The organism is Actinacidiphila yeochonensis CN732 (assembly GCF_000745345.1).
Lineage (GTDB): Bacteria > Actinomycetota > Actinomycetes > Streptomycetales > Streptomycetaceae > Actinacidiphila > Actinacidiphila yeochonensis.
In genome coordinates, this window is sequence record NZ_JQNR01000005.1 from 1,249,605 (window position 1) to 1,267,848 (window position 18,244).

At 75.5% G+C, this 18,244-nt stretch carries 14 protein-coding genes; 9 read left to right on the plus strand and 5 right to left on the minus strand.

Annotated features, from left to right (window positions below; translation table 11 throughout):
* The first annotated feature begins 337 nt into the window (after positions 1 to 337).
* Positions 338 to 955, plus strand: a complete 618-nt coding sequence (locus BS72_RS17190) for a TIGR03086 family metal-binding protein (RefSeq protein ID WP_037911614.1) — start codon at positions 338 to 340, stop codon at positions 953 to 955.
* 147 nt (positions 956 to 1,102) lie between these two features.
* On the opposite strand, the gene BS72_RS17195 is transcribed toward BS72_RS17190, so the two are convergent.
* Together BS72_RS17195 and BS72_RS17200 are read right to left on the minus strand one after the other, a co-directional pair.
* A complete protein-coding gene (locus tag BS72_RS17195; protein WP_198545912.1) occupies positions 1,103 to 3,091 on the minus strand; it encodes a S53 family peptidase in 1,989 nt (662 codons plus the stop codon).
* A 740-nt stretch (positions 3,092 to 3,831) separates the two neighbouring features.
* Positions 3,832 to 4,542, minus strand: a complete 711-nt coding sequence (locus BS72_RS17200) for a GH25 family lysozyme (RefSeq protein ID WP_037911620.1) — start codon at positions 4,540 to 4,542, stop codon at positions 3,832 to 3,834.
* 144 nt (positions 4,543 to 4,686) lie between these two features.
* Here BS72_RS17200 and BS72_RS17205 point away from each other — a divergent pair, with 144 nt between their 5' ends.
* A complete protein-coding gene (locus tag BS72_RS17205; protein WP_037911622.1) occupies positions 4,687 to 5,361 on the plus strand; it encodes a hypothetical protein in 675 nt (224 codons plus the stop codon).
* 270 nt (positions 5,362 to 5,631) lie between these two features.
* Here the strand turns inward: BS72_RS17205 and BS72_RS17210 are convergent, their stop codons facing one another.
* Positions 5,632 to 6,471, minus strand: coding sequence for an SDR family oxidoreductase (locus BS72_RS17210; protein WP_037911624.1), 840 nt, complete (start codon positions 6,469 to 6,471; stop codon positions 5,632 to 5,634).
* 377 nt (positions 6,472 to 6,848) lie between these two features.
* Here BS72_RS17210 and BS72_RS17215 point away from each other — a divergent pair, with 377 nt between their 5' ends.
* From BS72_RS17215 to BS72_RS17235, 5 genes are all read left to right on the plus strand, one after another.
* The gene (locus BS72_RS17215; protein WP_051951198.1) at positions 6,849 to 7,763 is read left to right on the plus strand and encodes a helix-turn-helix domain-containing protein; all 915 of its coding nucleotides are present in this window, start codon (positions 6,849 to 6,851) and stop codon (positions 7,761 to 7,763) included.
* 220 nt (positions 7,764 to 7,983) lie between these two features.
* Entirely contained in the window at positions 7,984 to 8,949 is a 966-nt protein-coding gene (locus BS72_RS17220; protein WP_037911626.1) for an aldo/keto reductase, read from the plus strand.
* A gap of 250 nt (positions 8,950 to 9,199) precedes the next feature.
* Complete coding sequence (locus BS72_RS17225) at positions 9,200 to 9,490, plus strand: hypothetical protein (RefSeq protein WP_037911628.1); 291 nt, start codon at positions 9,200 to 9,202, stop codon at positions 9,488 to 9,490.
* A gap of 138 nt (positions 9,491 to 9,628) precedes the next feature.
* On the plus strand, positions 9,629 to 11,236 hold the full coding sequence (locus BS72_RS17230; RefSeq protein WP_078901435.1) for a hypothetical protein: 1,608 nt from the start codon (positions 9,629 to 9,631) through the stop codon (positions 11,234 to 11,236).
* 74 nt (positions 11,237 to 11,310) lie between these two features.
* Positions 11,311 to 12,324, plus strand: coding sequence for an FAD-dependent oxidoreductase (locus BS72_RS17235; protein WP_107498943.1), 1,014 nt, complete (start codon positions 11,311 to 11,313; stop codon positions 12,322 to 12,324).
* A gap of 34 nt (positions 12,325 to 12,358) precedes the next feature.
* Here BS72_RS17235 and BS72_RS17240 read toward each other — a convergent pair whose 3' ends face one another.
* Both BS72_RS17240 and BS72_RS17245 read right to left on the minus strand, forming a co-directional pair.
* On the minus strand, positions 12,359 to 13,165 hold the full coding sequence (locus BS72_RS17240; RefSeq protein WP_078901834.1) for a peptidoglycan recognition protein family protein: 807 nt from the start codon (positions 13,163 to 13,165) through the stop codon (positions 12,359 to 12,361).
* A 262-nt stretch (positions 13,166 to 13,427) separates the two neighbouring features.
* Entirely contained in the window at positions 13,428 to 14,300 is an 873-nt protein-coding gene (locus tag BS72_RS17245) for an SDR family NAD(P)-dependent oxidoreductase (RefSeq protein ID WP_037911629.1), read from the minus strand.
* A gap of 112 nt (positions 14,301 to 14,412) precedes the next feature.
* On the opposite strand from BS72_RS17245, the gene BS72_RS17250 reads away from it, so the two are divergent.
* Both BS72_RS17250 and BS72_RS17255 read left to right on the plus strand, forming a co-directional pair.
* Positions 14,413 to 15,003 (plus strand): TetR family transcriptional regulator, encoded by a 591-nt coding sequence (locus tag BS72_RS17250; protein WP_037911633.1) that lies wholly within the window; start codon positions 14,413 to 14,415, stop codon positions 15,001 to 15,003.
* 403 nt (positions 15,004 to 15,406) lie between these two features.
* A complete protein-coding gene (locus BS72_RS17255; RefSeq protein ID WP_232792443.1) occupies positions 15,407 to 18,223 on the plus strand; it encodes an FAD-binding and (Fe-S)-binding domain-containing protein in 2,817 nt (938 codons plus the stop codon).
* Positions 18,224 to 18,244 lie beyond the last annotated feature (21 nt).

Here is an 18,244-nt window from a genome sequence, read left to right on the forward strand (position 1 = left end):
GTGTGTGGTGCCGCTGAGACCAGCTCACCGGCTGGAGGAATCTAGCCCCGTGAAGATCGTCTTAAAGGTTCGTTCACTCAAACATCTGATGAACGATCATCTTCGTTTGGGCGTCGCGTACTTGACGGTTTCGTGATCGGCGGTGGCGGTGGCGGTGATCGTGGCTGTGACGGCGGCGGTGTCGGTGCCGGCGGTGGTCCGGCGGGCGGCTCGTACCGAGAGGTCCTGGACGGAGCGATGAGTTTCCGGGTGCGCCGCGGTCCTGTTCTGTGAGCGGGGCCGGTGCGGCTCCGGAGGCGCGCGGCGGGACGGGTTCGGGAGAGAGGCGGCGGCAGCCATGGCGGACACGGCGGGGAAGGCCCCGGGCGGGGGCGGTCAGGTGGATCTGGGCGGGGCGGCGCGCAGGGTCGCGGAGCTGGCCGCGGGCGTGGGGGAGGGGCGGCTGGCGGACCCGACACCCAGTCCGGGGATGGCGGTGCGCAACCTGCTTGGGCACCTGGTCGGCCTCAGCCAGGGGTTCCAGTACGCGGCCCGCAAGGAGCGGACCGAGCACACGGGACGCAGCCCCGCGGCCACCGTGCCGGACGTGGACGACGACGGCGCCTGGCGGGACGAACTCCCGCTGCTGCTCGACGGGCTGGCGGAGGCCTGGCGGGATCCGGCGGCCTGGGAGGGGATGACGCAGATCGGCGGGGTGGAGCTGCCCGGCGGGCAGGCCGGGCTGGTGGCGCTGAACGAACTGGTCGTCCACGGCTGGGACCTGGCCCGGTCCACCGGCCAGCCCTACGACGCGGAGCCGGCGGAGCTGGACCTCTGCCGGGAGCTGCTGGCGGCCTCGGTGGAGCAGCGGCCGATCCCCGGGCTGTTCGACGTCGCCGTCGAAGTGCCGCCGGACGCGCCGCTGCTGGACCGGGTGATCGGACTCAGCGGCCGCGACCCGTCCTGGCGCCCCTGAGCCGTACCCGAGCGGGGTCCGTCCGCGTCCGGTCCTGGCCGCCCCCGGGGAAGCCGGCACCTGGTCAGGGCCGTCCCGGGAAAGCCCGCGGGCCCCGGGCGCGGAGTGCTCCGCGCCCGGGGCCCGCGGGGTGCGGACGGCTCCCGGTTACCGCTGGGAGGTTGAGAAGGACCGCAGGTAGGACAGGTTCGGCGAGCCGACGCCGGTGGCGACGTCGTAGCCGCGGACCGCGTTGAGCGAGGTGTCCTGGCCGAAGGCCACGAGCTTGGCGTTCAGCACACCGTTGCTGAGGCCGAAGTCCGCCACGCTGCTCAGCGGGGTCTTGCTGACCTGCGCCTGGTGGTCGACGACGTCGGTGAAGACGTTCGAGCGGGCGTAGATCGCCGGGTTGGCGAAGCCGAGCGCGTGGTGCGCCGCCTGGATGGCGTCGGCCTGGACGGCGGCGAACTCCGGGGAGGAGACGCTGGTGCCGCCGTAGCCGCCCTCGCTGTACGCCGCACCGTCGGAGAGGCCCACGGAGACCGAGGTGTAGAGGTCGCCGACCATCGACACGTCAGGGGTGACGCGCTGGGCGGTGCGGCTCTTCGCGCCGGTCATCAGGGTGTGCGAGACCGAGCTGGGCACGACGCCGCGCTGGTAGGACGGCTGCGCGAAGTCCTCGCTGGTGCCGCCGCCACCGCCGAAGTAGAACGGCGCCGGGACGGACGGGGTCCAGCTCTTGCCGTCGGCCGACAGCAGGGACCGCAGGGTGCCCATGTCGGTCTCGAAGCCGTAGGAGCCGCTCTTGTCGGCGATGCCGAGCGCGGTGCCGCCGACCGAGGTCACCCACGGGTCGGAGTCCGGCCAGTTGGCCTGGGCGCGGGAGGTGTTGGCCTGGCAGTTGGCACCGGTGGCGGCCGCCAGCGGGCTGCTGTCACCGCAGTCGCCGGCTGAGAAGCCGACGGTGATGCCCTCGACCGCGGCCTGCTTGAAGACCTGCTCGTACGCGGCGATCTCCGACGCGGTCACGTCGGTGTCGTCGGTGGTGTGCATCACCTCGCCCCACGAGTTGGAGATCACGTCGGCGAGGTGGTGGTCGACGATCGTGCTGATCGCGTCCAGCAGGTCGGTGTCCTCGCAGGAGTTCGCACCCACGTAGACGACGTTGGCGTCAGGGGCGAGCCCGTGCGCCATCTCGACGTCCAGCGCCTCCTCGGGCGCCCAGCCCTCGGGGCCGCCGCACGCGTCCTGGCTGTTCCACTGCGAGGAGTCCACGACCTCCTTGTACTGGCCCGCCTTGAACGCCTTGTCACCGTGGTTGACCGCGTACTGGTTCGCGTCGGCCTGCATGGTGGAGCTGGCGTAGGCGTCCACGATGGCGATGGTGGCGCCCTTGCCGGTCAGCTTGGAGGTGTCGATCCCGTACGCCTTGCGCAGCTGCGAGGGGACGAGCGAGCACTGGTCGTACGACACCGGCTTGTCGGTGTAGCCCTGCGGCGCGCCCGTGGCGGTCTTCTGGCCCCAATAGTCGGAGCAGGTCGCCGTGGTGGACAGGCCGCCGCCGCTCTTGGCGCCGGTCGGGGCCGTCGTGTCGACGCGCTGCGAGTCCGGCTTGACAACGTTATCTCCGGCCGAGGTGAAGCCGACCACGCCGAGGATGTCGGCGGCGATCGAGCCGGGGACGACGACGTCGTGGGCCGGCGCGTGACGCAGCTTGCCGCTCACGGTGTAGTTGTGCACCGAGGTGCCGAACGCCTTGGTGACGGCGGCGTTGGTGCCCTTGACGGTGATGGCGTGCTGCGTGGTCCCCGTGATCGTCAGGCCGGCGTCCCGCAGCCACTTCTGGACCGCGGAGATCTGCGCCTGCGTGGTGCCGTACCGCGCGTCGTACTGGGCGGGGGTCAGGAACGTGCCGTAGTCGGCGCTGCCGGGGTCGGAGACCGAGGTGGCGTAGGCGGTCAGGCCCGCCGCGTCCTGGCCGGCCAGGTAGACCGTGCCGGTCAGCTCGGTGCCCGAGGACAGCGTGCCGGCGTCGGCCGAGGCGGTGGCCCAGGAGGGGTGGCTGCCCGAGATCGTCCTGGCGGACGGGGTGGGCGCCGCCGCCTGGGAGGGGCCGGCGAGGACCAGCGAGCCGGCGAGGGTGGCAAGCGATGCCACCGCGACGGCGCCGGCCCGCACGCGGAGCGTCCGGGGGGTGCGTATGTCGGTGATGACGACTCCAACAAATAGGTGCGAAAGGGAAGTGCTTCGGCCGTGTGCGCGGTGCCCGCGTACACGGCCGATACAGCGTGTAGTGTGCACGCCATTCACCGAGTGTGGGAATAGTGAACAGCCAGGAAAGAGCGGGCTTTTACCGGATCGAAAGAAACCCTCGGCTTTACATGCCCGCAGATGGGGGCGTAAGGGCTGATCTGCCCCTGATTGCCTGCGAGTCCGTGCTGGCGGTGGCTCGCCGGGCGGTGGGCGGTATTCCGCCACCGCGAGAATTGACGGTGGCGGGAGGGGGTTCGGAGGCGGCCCGGCATTCGGTGGCCGGAGCTGAATGCGTTCGCTATCCGCAATTGGGTGAATGGGTCGTGCGGTGGCAATTCGGGGCGGCCGGTGCGGTCGATTTCCAGTAATCGCGGACAACCACCGACAATCATCGACAACGGCCGTAACCGCCGACAACCGATGGCAACCGCCGACAACCGCGTACAAGGTCGGTACCGTCCCGCACCCGCCTCGTGCGAACCTTCCGGCGCGGTGGACCCGTGGGCACCTCCCGGCCCGCGGAACCCGCGCTCACCAGGCGGCCGGGCGGGAACGCGCGCGGGGCCGGCCCCGCGCGTCGAGCGCGCCGGCCGGCCCCGCGGGTGGGGGTGGGACCTCCCCGGGTGCCTGCTCCTCGGGTGGTGTCAGGTGTTGTCCGCGAGGTTGCGGAGGCCGGTGAGCGGCCCGTTGAAGTAGTCCTGGTCACCGGGGAAGGTGCCCGAGTCGTCGTGCTGCCAGAAGGTGTAGTACGGCCAGCCGGCCGGCAGCGTTCCCGGGGTCGAGGCGTACCGCGCGATGAAGAGCGGGTCGTTCGAGGCGAACTGCGAGGTGTTGCCGGTGCAGGTGGTCCACCAGTCGGTGGTGGTGTAGATGGCGGCCCACCGGGCGGTCTTGGCGTGCACCTCGTCGACGAAGGCCGCGATCCAGGAGCGCATCGCGCTCTGGCTCAGCCCGTAGCAGGTGGGGCCGTCGCCGTACTCGATGTCGAGCAGCGGCGGCAGCGTCTTGCCGTCCTTGGACCAGGAGCCGCCGTGCGAGGTGAAGTAGTCCGCCTGGGCCTTGCCGCCGGAGGTGTCCGGGGTGGCGAAGTGGTAGGCGCCGCGGATGAAGCCCGCGTAGTAGGAGTTGGTGTAGTTCGCGTCGAACTGGGGGTCGTGGAAGGAGGTGCCCTCGGTGGCCTTGATGTAGGCGAAGCGGGCGCCCTTGCTGTAGGCGGCCGGCCAGTCCACCGTGCCCTGCCAGTTGCTGACGTCGAATCCCTGAGTCCGCGGCACGGTCGTGGTGGCCGTCGCGGTGTCGGGGGTCGCGGCCCGTCCGGTGGCGCGGCCCTCGTGGGCGGGGACGCTGGAGCCCATCCAGTGCTGGCCCGGGAGTTCGCGGCCCTGCTGCGTGGTGGTGGGCGCTGTGGGCGTGCCCGTGGGGCTCGGCGTGGGACCGGGGGTGGCGGGCGTGGCGGGGCTGGGCGTGGCGGGGCTGGGCGTGGGGTGGAGGGGCTGGGCGTGGCGGTGGCCGTGCCGGTGGGGCTGGGCATGCCGGGCAGGCTGGGCATGTTCGGCATGCTGGGCATGCTGGGCGCGCTGGGCATGCTGGGCATGCGGCCCTCGTGGGCGGGGATGCTGGAGCCCAGCCAGTGCTGGCCGGGCACCCCGCGGCCCTGCTGGGGGGCGGTGGTCGTGCCGGTGGGGCCGGCAGGGCTCGTCATGCCGGTGGAGCTGGTGGTGGTGCGGCCCTCGTGCGCGGGGATGCTGGAGCCCATCCAGTGGTGGGGCTGGGACCGGCGGATCGTCTCGGGGCCGGCCCGGCCCGGGGCGGCGGTGGCGCTGCCGGCCAGCATGGTGGCGCCGGCCAGCAGCGCGGCCAGGGCCGCGACGGTGCCGCCCACCCGCTGGAGCGGGTGGCGCCTGGCTGATCGGAGTCGTGGACCGGGTGCTGCGGGATGCATGGGTGCCCTCCAGGGGACGGGTGCTTCCTCAGGCGTGGCCGTGACTGCCCGGGGTGACGAGGGCGTACGGCCCCACCCCGGCGGAAGAACAGCTGGTAGGCGTTATTGGACCAGAGGGTCCGCGCGCAGCCCGGCGTGGACGCGCACCCCCGCCCGTAATGGGCGTTCGGTTGCGGCGACGGCGACCCCAATGGATTACCCGGTGGGATGTCACGCCACCCGGGCGGCGTAGTCGGCGGTGTTGCGACCCCACCCGTCCACCCGTTCCCTCGTCACGTGCCGCTGCTGCGGCGGCGTACGGGCGGGGGACGGGCGAGGGGGCGGTGAAGGGACAGGGGCCGCGGGTCCTCGGTGACGCGAAGTCAGGCTCCGGGCTGGGCATCCGGGTCGGAAGCCGCAGCGCGCTGCCGGACCGCAGCCGGCCGGCAGCGCGGACGCACCGCCTGTTCGTTCACTGCACGGGCTGGGCCGTGGGCAGGACGGTCGGCTCGCGAAGGGTGGATCAGGCGGCGTCGTCGCAGGCCGTGGCGGCGGACCTGTCCCGCCAGGCCGCGAGGTCGTCCTGGAGGCCGCGGATCTTGACCAGCCGGCGTTCGACCGCGTCCCGGCCCAGGGCGAGGTGCCCGGGGAGCCTGTCCCCGCTGGTGACCTCGTGGATCAGGGCGGCGCCCTTGACCGGGTCGCCGAGCTGGGTGTGGTTGGCGGTGTCGATCCAGTCCAGGGTGGCGCGGGCGGGCGTGCCGGCGTAGGCGGGCAGGCGCTCGGCCGCGGTCGACAGCGAGGTGGTGTCGAGGAAGTCGGTGCGGAAGACGCCGGGCTCCACGACCATGCTCTGGATCCCGAACGGCTCCAGCTCCGCCGCGAGCGCCTCGCTGATGCCGGCCACCGCGAACTTCGAGGCGCTGTACACGCTCACCCCGGGCTCCCCCTCGAAGCCGGAGCGGGAGCCGATGTGCACGAGCTTCCCCGCTCCGGCCGCCCGCATGACAGGCAGGACGGCGCGGGTCATGTTGATCAGCCCGAAGACGTTGAGGTCGAACAGCGAGCGCGCCTCGGCTTCGGTGATCTCCTCCAGCGCACCGAGCAGGCCGCGGCCCGCGTTGTTGACGAGGACGTCGATCCGGCCGAAACGCCCCACGGCCGTCTCGACGGCCGCGGTGATCTCGCCGCTCCGGGTGACGTCGAGGGTGACGCCGAGGACCCGGTCGGAGCGCCGCAGGTCGTCCGGCAGCCGCTCCGGGTTCCGGGCGGCGGCCACGACCGTGTCACCGCCCCGGAGGGCGGCCCGGGCGATCTCCAGACCCAGCCCGCGGGACGCGCCGGTGATGAACCACGTGGACATGAAATGCCTCCATACCGTCTGCATGTCGTTGAGACGTCCAGCGCCGTGACCGGCGAGGTCTGCCCAATGGCGAGGTGTCCTGGCGCGGGCGGACGGCCGCCAGGCGGCCGGAGGCCCTCGCAGTGGGCTGCTCGGGTCTCGGCCGACGCGGCGCGTGCCCGTGCCAGGGCGGCGAGCGGGGCGGACCTTGCCCGGAAGCGCACTGGGTCGTCTGTTCGGAACAGGGCCCCGGCCGCCACTCCCGGCGGCGGGCCCGGCTTCCACTGAACCAGCTCCGAGCAGCCAGAAGAGGCCGCAGAAGGGCCCGCCCGATCGGGGGACGAAGTGGGCCACCCTCGCCGTCGTCGAACCCCCGGCGAGCGCGCGATGCTGGACCGATGGACTGTGAGCGCCCCAGCAGCACGCCGATGGCGGAGTTCCTCCGCTCCGCCCGCGCGCGCCTCACCCCGCGGGAAGCCGGGATCGACGATTACGGCCCGGGGCGGCGCCGGGTGTCGGGCCTGCGCCGGGAGGAACTCGCCCGGCTGGCCGGGGTCAGCGTGGACTACTACACGCGCCTGGAGCAGGGCCGCAGCCGCAGCGCCTCCGCCGAGGTCCTCGACGCGCTCGCCGCCGCGCTGCGCCTGGACGACGCCGAGCGCAGCCACCTGCACACCCTCGCCCGGCCGCGCCCGACCCGGCGCCGCCGGCCCCGCCCGCAGCGCGTCCACCCCGCCACCTGGGACCTGCTGGACACCCTCCAGCAGGCGGGCCGCCCCGGCTTCGTGCTCGGGCGGCGCCTCGACGTGCTGGCCCACAACCAGCTCGCCGGACGGCTGATCACCGACTTCCGCGCGCTCCCCGCCGCCGAGCGGAACCAGGCCCGCTTCGTCTTCCTCGACCCGCACGCGCGCGAGCTGTACCGGGACTGGCCCCGCGTCGCCGCGGACACCGCCGCCATGCTCCGCCTCGACGCGGGCCGCCACCCGGACGACCCGGCGCTGGGCGCCCTGGTCGGTGACCTGTCCATCCGCAGCGCGGAGTTCCGCCGCTTCTGGTCGGACAACAAGGTGCACCGGCGTACGACCGGCACCAAGGACTACCACCACCCGCTCGTCGGCGACCTCACCGTCACCTACCAGGCCCTCACCCCCGGAGACGACCCGGACCAGATCCTCTTCGTCTACGGCGCCGAACCCGGCGGCCCGTCCGAGACCTCGCTGCGCCTGCTGGCCCAGTGGAGCGGCGCGGCGGCCGGTACCGGCGGCGTCACCGAGCCGGCCCCAGGAGGGCTGGGCGGCGCCGGCCGCTGACCCGTCTCGGCGCGGGATCGGGGAGCGTTCCTCGGACCAGGCTCCGGCGGGGTGGGGCGGCGGGCCGGATCCAGCGCTCCGGCCGCTGGATCCTTTCGATCTTCTGCTGGACGGCCCGCCGGGCCGGGCCCGATGCTGGAGGCCGCCGGGAGGCGGCCCGTCGGGCGCGCCTCCGCCGCCACGGGGCACCGCCCCGTCAGGACCACAGGAGAAGAGTGCCGTGCGCTACCGCGAGCTGGGCCGCAGCGGGCTGCGGGTGTCCGAGATCGGCTACGGAGCATGGGGGATCGGCGGTGGGGCGTGGGTCGGCGCGACGGACGACGAGTCGGTGCGGGCCCTGCACCACGCGATCGACTCGGGCGTCAACCTGATCGACACCGCCCGCGGCTACGCCGAGAGCGAGCGGATCGTCGGGCAGGTCGTCCGCGAGCGGGCCGGCGACGAGGTGCTGGTCGCCACGAAGGTCCCGCCGAAGAACGGCCGCTGGCCCGCACCCGAGGGGGTCGGGCCGCAGGACGCGTTCCCCGGCGAGCACATCCGCGAGAGCCTCCGCACCAGCCTGCGGGCCAGCGGGCTGGACCACTTCGACGTGCTCCAGTTCCACGTGTGGAGCGACGAGTGGGTGGGCCGCGGGGACTGGCTGGAGGCCGTCCAGGACCTCAAGGAGCAGGGGCTCGTCCGGCTCTTCGGCGTCTCGATCAACGACCACGAGCCGGACAGCGCGCTGGAGCTGGTGCGCAGCGGCGTCGTGGACACCGTCCAGGTCATCTACAACGTCTTCGACCAGGCCCCGGCCGAGTCGCTGCTGCCGGCCTGCGCGGAGCACGGGGTGGGCGTCATCGTCCGCGTCGCGCTCGACGAGGGCGGCCTGACCGGCGCCGTCCGGGAGGGCGCCACGTTCCCCGAGGGCGACTTCCGCAACCGCTACTTCCGCGGCGACCGGCCCGCCGAGGTGGGGCGCCGGGTGGACGCCATCGCCGCCGACCTGGACATCCCGGTCGACGCCCTGGCCGAGACCGCGCTGCGCTTCGTGCTCAGCGCCCCGTCCGTCTCCACCGTGATCCCGGGCATGCGCTCGGTGCGCAACGTCGACCGCAACACCGCCGTCAGCGACGGCCGCACGCTGGACGCCGACCAGCTCGCGACCCTGGCCAAGCACCGCTGGCAGCGCAACTACTACGCCTGAGCGCTTCCGGGGTGCCGGGCGGACGGGCGGCGCGCGGGGCGGCCTTTGACCTGGGTGGCCGGGTTCGGCCCGGCCGCCGGTCGGCCCCGCGGTCCGAGGCCCCGCGGCCCCGCGGTCCGGTGGCCGTCACCTGATCGCCGGGCACCCGCTGGCGAGTCGAGCCGGATACACAGAGTAACACAAGCGCATACTCTGTGTCACCAACGCGGACGGTATCCGTCCGCCCGCACCGACTCACAGGAGGAACGGCATGCGACGTGTCGCAACCGTGCTGGGCGGCCTGGCGATGGCCGGGTCGCTGGCGCTGAGCCTGTCCGGCTCGGCCTGGGCCGCCCAGGGCACGCTGGTCGTCAACGGCACGACCTACCAGGACCCGAGCGGCTGTTACAACGCGCAGGTATGGCCACTGTCCGTCACCAACAACACCGACCAACTGGTCACCGTCTACGCCGGCCTCAACTGCACCGGAGGGGTGCTGGCCCTGCTGGCCCCGGGGAGTTCCGAGGTCGACGAGTTCGGCGCCAGCGTCTCCGTCAACTGATCGCACCGGCGGGCACCGGTGGTGCCGGGGAGGCCCCGGCGCCACCGAAGCGCCGACGCCCGTCCTGAATCGGACATTCGGCGCATCGGGCGGTGTGTCGGACGGGGCCGCCGCCGCCCGCGCTGCCAGGTTGGCGGCATGGCGGAACCGGTGAAGGTCCCGGCCGCGGCGCCCGTCACGGGGAGCCGCGCGCCGGGCGGCAGGGACGGGGCGGCGGCGCGGCCGCGGTCCGGGCGGCGCGGCGCGGTCCGCGACCGGGCCTGGCCGGGGGCGGTCGCGACGGCGTACGGCCTCGCCCAGCTGGCCCTGGTGGTGCCCGGTACCGGCCTCGGCTGGGACGAGACGGTGTACACCAGCCAGGTCAGCGGCTCGGTGCCGGCCGCGGTCTTCAGCGCCCCCCGGGCCCGGGGCATCAGCCTGCTCGCCGCGCCCGTCGCCTCCTGGAGCGACTCGACGCCGCTGCTGCGGGTGTGGATGGCGGTGCTCTCCTCACTCGGCCTGTACCTGGCGCTGCGCGCCTGGCGCACCCTGCTGCCCGCGCCGGTGCTCGCCCTCGCCGGCGCCCTCTTCGCCACCTTGTGGATCTCGCTCTTCTACGGCCCCCAGGTGATGCCCAACCTGTACAGCGCCTACGGGGCGATGGCCGCCGTCGGCTGCTTCCTGCGGGCGGCCCGCGACCCCGCCGACCGGTGGGCACCCGTGGGCCTGTGCGTGGGCGTCGCCGTCACCGGGCTGATGCGGCCGCCGGACGCGGCCTGGCTGCTGGCCCCGCTCGCGGTCGCCGCGCTGCTGACGCCCGGCGCGCGCCGGCCGGCGGTGTGGGCGGCGCTGGCCGGGGGTGCGGTGCTGGGCTGCGGCGAGTGGGTCGTCGAGGCGTACACCGCCTACGGCGGCCTGCCCGAGCGACTGCGCCGGGCCAGTGCCGTCCAAGGCGGCACCGGGCTGAACCTCGCGGTCGACGACCAGGTCAGGGCGCTGGACGGGCGGGCGCTGTGCCGGCCGTGCACCGTGCCGTGGCGGCACCCGGTCACCGCCGTGTGGTTCTTCGCGCTGCCCGTGGCCACCGCCGCCGGCGTGGCCGCGGGGGTCCGCGCCGGGCGGCGGGCCGCGGTGTGGCTGCCGACCGCGGTCGCCGCGTCCATGGCCGTGCCGTACCTCTTCCTGCTCGGCTACGCGGCGCCGCGCTTCCTGCTGCCCACGTACCTGCTGCTGGCCGTCCCCGTCGCCTGCTGCGGACACCCGCTGCTGGCCCGCGCCCGGCGACCGGCCGCCGACCGCCGGCGGCGGATCGTGAACGCGCTGCCCGCCGCCCTGGCGGTGGTCGCGCTGTGCGCCCACCTCGCGGTGCAGGGCGCGGTCGCCCGCGGTGCCGTGGACGGCAACCGTGCCATGCGCCGCGCCTACGACACCGTGGCGGCCCGGCTGCACGCCGCCGGGGTACGCCCGCCGTGCGTGCTCAGCGGTGACCACGCCGTGCCCATGGCCTACTACGCCCGCTGCGCCTCCCGGCAGATCGGCGGCCCCGACGCCGCCACCACCCCGGCCGGGCTGCGGGCCGACGCCCGGACCCGGCCGGTGGCGCTGCTGGTCCGCTACGGCCGGGTCCCCGCCTACGCCGCCGGCTGGCGCCGCCTCACCCTTCCCGACCTGCCGGCCCTGCACGGCTACTCCGCCTACCTGGCACCCGGCCCGGCCGGCGCCGCGGGCAACGGTCCGGACGACGGCCCGGCCGGCGCCGCGCCGTAGGAGTCGGCATCCTTCGGCGTGGCACCGTCCGGATACGGCGGCCCGGGCTGGGCCGAGGTGCTGGAATGGGCGGCATGGCAGCTGAACCCGAACCCGTGCGGCCGGGCGGCCCGGCCGCCGAGGGCGCGTTCCCGTCGGGACCGGGGCCGGGTCCCGCACGAGGGCCCGAGGTCCCGGCCCCGGGCGGGACGCCGGAGGGCGTCGAGCTGATCGTCGTCGGGGGCGGGCCGGCCGGGTGCGCCGCCGCGCTCATGGCGGCGAGCGTCGGGCTGCGCTCGGTGGTGGTCGAGGAGGCCGGCCGGCTGTGCGGCAAGCTGCGCGGGATACCGGCCGTGGACAACGTGGCGGGCGGCCACCGCGGCGGCCCGGAGCTGGCCGACGCCATCGCCGCCGACCTGGCCCGGACCCCGCTGTGCCGGGTCGAGCTGGGTGTCCGGGCGGTCCGGGTGCGCGCCCACGGCGACCGCGCCTCCGTCACCCTGGACGACGGGCGCCGGCTGCACGCCCCCTACGCGGTGGTGGCCACCGGCACCGGGCCGCTCGGCCCGCGGGTGGCGGGCTGGCTCACCGTACGGCCGGGTGCGCGGACGGCCGGGTTGTGGGGCGCCGAACCGCCGCCGCGGGCCCGGACCCTGCTGGTGCTGGGCGCCGACCGCCCGCTCGGCACCTTCCTGCGCGCCCACCCCGGCCTGGACGCGCGGGTCCTGGTGGCCCACCCGCCGGAGGACGACTACAAGGCCGACGAGGTGCGGGACGACCCGCGCGTGGAGCTGCTGCCGGTGGCCGGGCTCACCCTGCTGCCGCCCGGCTCCGGGCCCGTGGCGCGGTGGACGGCCCGGGACGGGCGGAGCGGCGCCAGCGAGGCCGACGCGGTCCTGCTCAACCTCGGCAGCGCGCCCGCCCCGCCACCCGGGGACCTGGTCCGCGACAGTGCCGGGTACTGCCCGCCCCGTTCCCAGCCGCCGCGCCTGTTCACCGCTGGGGACCTGCGGTCGGCCCGCTTCCAGCGGATCATGGCCGCGACCGGCTCGGGCGGCGAGGCCGCGCTGCGGGCGTACTACGAGCTGAGCGGCGTGCCGACCGGGTGACGCCGGCCGCGCGGGACCGGATGCCCGGAAGGGGTCACCCCAGCGGGGCCCACCGGCTGCTCCTGGGCACGGCCTCGGACGTGCTCCGGGGCTGGGGGCGCGGCGCGTACGTCGCCTTCCGGCGGAGCGCCGCCGCGGTGCGCCGTATCCACGGGAGCTGGTCGTAGAGGGCGTCGCCGGGGCAGTCTGTCTGGTAGGCGTCGCGGTGGCCGGAGATGGCGTGCAGCTCGGCGGCGGTGCCCTTGGCGAAGCGGCTGCGGCTGTCGGTGGAGACCAGCCGCACCTCGCCGTTCGGGTCGACGCCGGGGGCGAGCTTCCAGGCGGCTATGGCCGCGATGGACTCCAGCATGGGCCGGGGGACCTTCTGGCCGGGCCCGAAGTTGCCCAGGGCCGCTATGCCGACGCTCTCCACGTTGAAGCCCTCGGTGTGCGCGCCGCGCACCGCCGCGTCGACGCCGCCGGCCCGGCCCTCGTAGATGGTGCCGCAGCGGTCGACGACGAAGTTGTAGCCGAGGTCGTCCCAGCCGAGGGCGACGTGGCTCTCCTCGATGCCGCGCAGCATCGCCGGGACGTCCCGGCGGCAGTCGTAGTCGTTCGGGTTGTCCGTGTGGTGGATGAAGACCGCTTTGACCTCGGTGTCGTAGAGCGGCGGCCCGGACACCGCGCGGGGTTCGGCGTGCCACGCCGTCCGGCTGACGACGGCCGGGCGGAGCTGCGCCACGTGGAGGAACGGGCGGACCCGCGGCGGTACCTGCGCGTGGTGCTGCGGCGTGGAGCAGGAGGCCAGGAACACCAGTGACAGTACGGCCGCGACCTGGGTGGATCGGGGAAGCGGCCGCATGCCCTCAGGGTGCGGCGGGTCGTCGCGGTGGGACATTCGGCCCAGCCGTTCGGGTGAATTCCGGAGCGGTGCCGTGTGCGGGGCCGGGTACCACGGGAAAGGCCGGGACCCACGGAAACGGCCTTCCCGCCTGGCCCGGCGGGTGCGGGGCCGTCGCCACGGCCACCGCCGGGTCAGGGCGCGGGCAGAACGCGCCCTGACCCGCCGGACCGGGCGGGGCGGCCGTTCAGGGGTCGCCCCAGTGCTCGTCTCGGCGGTCGCCTCAGTGGTCGCCGCGCCCCAGCGGGTCCAGCTGCTCCGGGGTCGCGTCGTCGAACGCGGTGGACCGGCTGAGTTCGGCCCACCGCTCGTCCTCGGCGAGCAGTTCCCGCCCGGCGGCGGTGGCGTAGGCGTAGGCGTCGGGGCCCACGAGCAGCCGCAGCGGCGGCTCCTCCATGGCCGCCACGTCCAGCACCAGCCGGGCCACCTTCGCCGGGTCGCTGGCGGAGGTGGCCGCGCCGGAGTCGTGCATCGCGGCCATCCGGCCGACGGTCGCCTCGTACTCCGGCCGGATGTCGGCGATCCGCATCGAGGAGCCGGCCCAGTCCGTGGCCATGCCGCCCGGCTCCAGCACGGTGACCTTGACGCCCAGCGGCCCGACCTCCCGCGCCAGCACCGAGGAGAAGCCGCCGACGGCCCACTTGGCCGACTGGTAGGCGGACAGCCCCGGCGTGGCCAGCCGGCCGCCGACCGAGGAGACCTGCACGATGTGACCGGAACCCTGCTCGCGCAGCACCGGCAGCGCGGCCTGGGTGAGCCGCACCACGCCGAGGAGGTTGGTGTCGATCTGGGCGCGGAAGTCGTCGAAGTCGACGTCCTCCACGGGGGCCACATTGGCGTACCCGGCGTTGTTGACCAGCACGTCGAGGCGGCCGAAGCGGTCCACGGCGGTGCGGACGGCGGCCCGGACCTGGACCTGGTCGGTCACGTCGAGCGGGACGACGGCGACCTGGTCGCCGTACTCGGCCACCACCTCGTCCAGCGCCTTGGGGGACCGCACACCCGCCACCACCTGGTGCCCGGCACGCGCGGCGGCGCGGACGATCTCGCGGCCCAGGCCCCGGGAGGCGCCGCTGACGAGGAAGACGGAAGGCATGGGAGGCTCCGTTCGGCGAGGTTGCTGACTAACCGGTTGATTAGCAACGCCCCCATAGGACCTCCTCCGCGAGCCTTTGTCAACTATCCGGTTAGTAGATAAGCTGGTCGGTATGAGCCCTGCCTCCGCCACCTCCCCCACCGGCCGCGACGCCGAAGCCACCCGCCGCAGGCTGCTGGCCGCCGCGACGGAGGAGTTCGCCGCGTACGGCATCGCGGGGGCGCGGGTGGACCGCATCGCGACGGCGGCGCGGAGCAACAAGGCGCAGATCTACCACTACTTCGGCAGCAAGGACGGGCTGTTCGACGCCGTCTTCGACGCCATGTGCCGGGAGACCCTGGACGCCGTGCCGATCGACCCCGACGACCTGCCCGAGTACGCCGGCCGCCTCCACGACTCCTACCGCGCCCGGCCCTGGGTGCAGCGGCTGGCCACCTGGTACCGGCTGGAGCGGGCCGGCTCAGGCGAGCAGCTGGCGGTGGTGCGGGACAGCTACGCGGCCAAGATCGAGGCGGTCGCCGCCGCCCAGCGCGCCGGCCGGCTCACCGACCGCTTCGAGGCGGCGGAGCTGCTCGGCCTGGTCCTGCACCTGTCCGGCTTCTGGAGCACCCAGACCCCCGAGCTGGACGCCCGCCTCGACACCGTCAACGACGCGCACCGCCGCCTGCTGGTGGTGGACGCGGTGGCCGCGCTCATCGCCTGAGCCTCGGCCCCGCCGGCCCCCACCGGACCGCCGGCCCCCACGGGACCGCCGGCCCCACGGGACCGCCGGCCCCACGGGACCGCCGGCCCCCACGGGACCGCCGGCCCCGTCCGCGTACCCGGAGCCGGCCCCGCCGCGTCCCGGCCGGGTCCCCGGTCCACGGGCCTACGCTGGCCGGGAGGACCGGGCCGCGGGTGGACGGGTGCCGGGCGGAACCGCCGCCGGGCGGCGCGCGGTCGGACGGCGGCTCCGGGAGGCACCGTGGCAGCGGACAAGGCAGCCGGGACAGCCAGGACGGACGGGACGGGCGGGACGGTCGCCGGGCGCGGGGCCGGGCGCGGGGCCGGCGGACGACCGGGGGCGGGAGCTGGCCGCCGAGCTGGCGCGGGCTGGGGTGGCCGAGGTGGACACCTCGGTGCGGCGCCGGGCCGAGTACTCCTCGGACGCCTCCAACTACCGCGTGGTCCCCGCCGCCGTGGTCTTCCCGCGCGACGCCGCCGAGGCCGAGGCGGTGCTCGACGTGTGCCGCCGCACCGGGGTGCCGCTGACCCCGCGCGGCGCCGGCACGTCGATCGCCGGGAACGCCGTGGGCGCGGGCGTCGTCATGGACTTCTCCCGGCACATGGGCCGGGTGCTCGCCGTCGACCCCGAGGCGCGCACCGCCGTGGCGGAGCCGGGCGCGGTGCTGGACGCGGTGAGCGCCGCGGCGGCCCCGTACGGCCTGCGGTTCGGCCCGGACCCGTCCACGCACGCCCGGGCCACCGTCGGCGGAGCCCTGGGCAACAACGCCTGCGGCGCGCGGGCACTGGCGTACGGGCGGGCCGCCGACAACGTGGTGGAGCTGGACGTGCTGGCCGGCACCGGCAGCCGGCTGACGGCGGCCCGCGGCGCCCTCGACGGCCCGGGCGGTCCGGGTGGCACGGACGGTCCCCTCGGCGCCCTGGCCGGCCTCGTCCGCGACCGACTCGCCCTCGTCCGGACCGAGTTCGGCCGCTTCCCGCGCCAGGTGTCGGGCTACTCGCTGGAGCACCTGCTGCCGGAGAACGGCGCCGACCCGGCGCGCTTCCTGGTCGGCACCGAGGGCACCCTCGCGGTGCTGCTGCGCGCCACCGTGCGGCTGGTGGCGCCGCCCGCGCACACCGCGCTCGCCGTGCTCGGCTACCCCGACATGGCCGCGGCCGCCGACGACACGCCCGCCCTGCTGCCGCACCACCCCGTCGCCCTGGAGGGCATGGACGCCCGTCTGGTGGAGGTGGTGCGGACCCGGCGCGGCCCGGCCGCCGTGCCCGACGTGCTGCCGCGCGGCGGCGGCTGGCTCTTCGCCGAGACCGGCGGCACCACCCCGGCCGAGGCCGCCGACGCGGCCCGGCGGCTCGCCGCCGCCGCGGACTGCGTGGACAGCGCGGTGGTGACCGGCCCCGCGGCCACCGCCCTGTGGCGCATCCGGGAGTCCGGCGCGGGCCTGGGCGGCCGCACCCCGGCCGGGGAGCCGGCCTGGCCCGGCTGGGAGGACTCCGCGGTGCCGCCCGAACGCCTCGGCGGCTACCTGCGCGAACTCTCCGCCCTGATGCGGCAGCACGGCCTCGACGGCCTGATGTACGGGCACTTCGGCGACGGCTGCCTGCACTGCCGCATCGACTTCCCGCTCGCCGAACGGCCGCGCGTGCTGAGGGAGTTCCTGCTGGACGCGGCGGCGCTGGCCCGGCGGCACGGCGGCTCGCTGTCGGGTGAGCACGGCGACGGGCGGGCCCGCTCCGAGCTGCTGCCGTCGATGTACTCCCCGGAGGCGCTGGCCGCGATGGCCGCCGTCAAGCACGCCTTCGACCCCGGCGACCTGCTCAACCCCGGGGTGGTGGTGCGGCCCCGGCCGCTCGACGCCGACCTGCGGCTGCCCGCCGCCGGCCGCGTGCCCGGCCGTACCACCCTCGCGCCCGGCCGTACCACCCTTGCGCCCGGCCGTACCACCCTTGCCTACCCGCACGACCGGGGCGATTTCGCCGCCGCTGTGCACCGCTGCGTCGGCGTCGGCGCCTGCCGTGCCGACACCACCGGCGCGGGCGGTGTGATGTGCCCCTCCTACCTCGCCACCCGGGACGAGAAGGACTCCACCCGGGGCCGGGCCCGGGTGCTCCAGGAGCTCGTCAACGGCACGCTGGTGAAGCCCGACTGGCGGGCGCCGGAGGTCGCCGAGTCGCTCGACCTGTGCCTGTCGTGCAAGGGCTGCGCGAGCGACTGCCCGGCCGGGGTGGACATGGCGACGTACAAGGCGGAGGCGCTGTACCAGCGCTACCGGGGGCGGCCGCGCCCCGTCGCGCACTACGCGCTGGGCCGACTGCCGCGCTGGCTGCGGCTGGTGGCGCCGCTCTCCCGTCCGGCCGGGGTGCTGCTGGGCGTGCCGGGGGTGGCCGCGCTGGTCCGCCGGGCCGCCGGGGTCGACCCGCGCCGGCCGCTGCCGCGCCCGGCCCGCACCCCGTTCCGGCGCTGGTGGGCGGCGCGCCACCGCGCGGGCGCGGGGACGCCGGTGCTGCTGTGGGCGGACACCTTCACCGACTACCTGGCACCCGGCCCCGGCCACGCAGCCGTCCGCGTCCTGGAGGCCGCCGGATACCAGGTGCACCTCACGCCCCGGCCGGTGTGCTGCGGGCTGACCTGGCTCACCACCGGCCAACTGGACGGAGCGCGAAGCCAGTTGCGGCGCACGCTCGACGCACTGGAGGAGGCGCTGGCGGCGGGCTGGCCGATCGTCGGCCTGGAGCCCTCGTGCACGGCGGTGCTGCGGTCCGACGCCGCCGCCCTGCTGCCCGGCGACCCGCGGGTCGCCCGCGCGGCGGCGGCCACCCGCACCCTCGCCGAGCTGCTGACGGCCACCCCGGGGTGGACCCCGCCGGACCTGCGCGGGGTCCACGCGGTGGCCCAGCCGCACTGCCACCAGCACGCGGTGCTGGGCTGGGAGGCCGACGCCGAACTGCTGCGCCGGGCCGGGGCGGAGGTGGTGGCGGTGGGCGGCTGCTGCGGGCTGGCTGGCGACTTCGGCATGGCCAAGGGCCACTACGAGGTGTCGGCGGCGGTGGCCGAGACGGCCCTGCTGCCCGCCGTCCGGGCCGCCGGGCCGGACGCGGTCCTGCTGGCCGACGGCTTCTCCTGCCGTACCCAACTCGACCACCTGGCCGGACGGAAGGCCCTCCACCTCGCGGAACTCCTCGCCTCCCGGCTGCCGTAGCGGTGCCTGGGGCCCGGCACC

Bases quoted from the DNA above. Each gene is read 5' to 3' on its own strand.
- BS72_RS17190 (WP_037911614.1), top strand. From the start codon at position 338: ATGGCGGACACGGCGGGGAAGGCCCCGGGCGGGGGCGGTCAGGTGGAT.
- BS72_RS17200 (WP_037911620.1), bottom strand. From the start codon at position 4,542: ATGGGCTCCAGCGTCCCCGCCCACGAGGGCCGCGCCACCGGACGGGCC.
- BS72_RS17210 (WP_037911624.1), bottom strand. From the start codon at position 6,471: ATGTCCACGTGGTTCATCACCGGCGCGTCCCGCGGGCTGGGTCTGGAG.
- BS72_RS17215 (WP_051951198.1), top strand. From the start codon at position 6,849: ATGGACTGTGAGCGCCCCAGCAGCACGCCGATGGCGGAGTTCCTCCGC.
- BS72_RS17225 (WP_037911628.1), top strand. From the start codon at position 9,200: ATGCGACGTGTCGCAACCGTGCTGGGCGGCCTGGCGATGGCCGGGTCG.
- BS72_RS17230 (WP_078901435.1), top strand. From the start codon at position 9,629: ATGGCGGAACCGGTGAAGGTCCCGGCCGCGGCGCCCGTCACGGGGAGC.
- BS72_RS17235 (WP_107498943.1), top strand. From the start codon at position 11,311: ATGGCAGCTGAACCCGAACCCGTGCGGCCGGGCGGCCCGGCCGCCGAG.
- BS72_RS17240 (WP_078901834.1), bottom strand. From the start codon at position 13,165: ATGCGGCCGCTTCCCCGATCCACCCAGGTCGCGGCCGTACTGTCACTG.
- BS72_RS17245 (WP_037911629.1), bottom strand. From the start codon at position 14,300: ATGCCTTCCGTCTTCCTCGTCAGCGGCGCCTCCCGGGGCCTGGGCCGC.
- BS72_RS17250 (WP_037911633.1), top strand. From the start codon at position 14,413: ATGAGCCCTGCCTCCGCCACCTCCCCCACCGGCCGCGACGCCGAAGCC.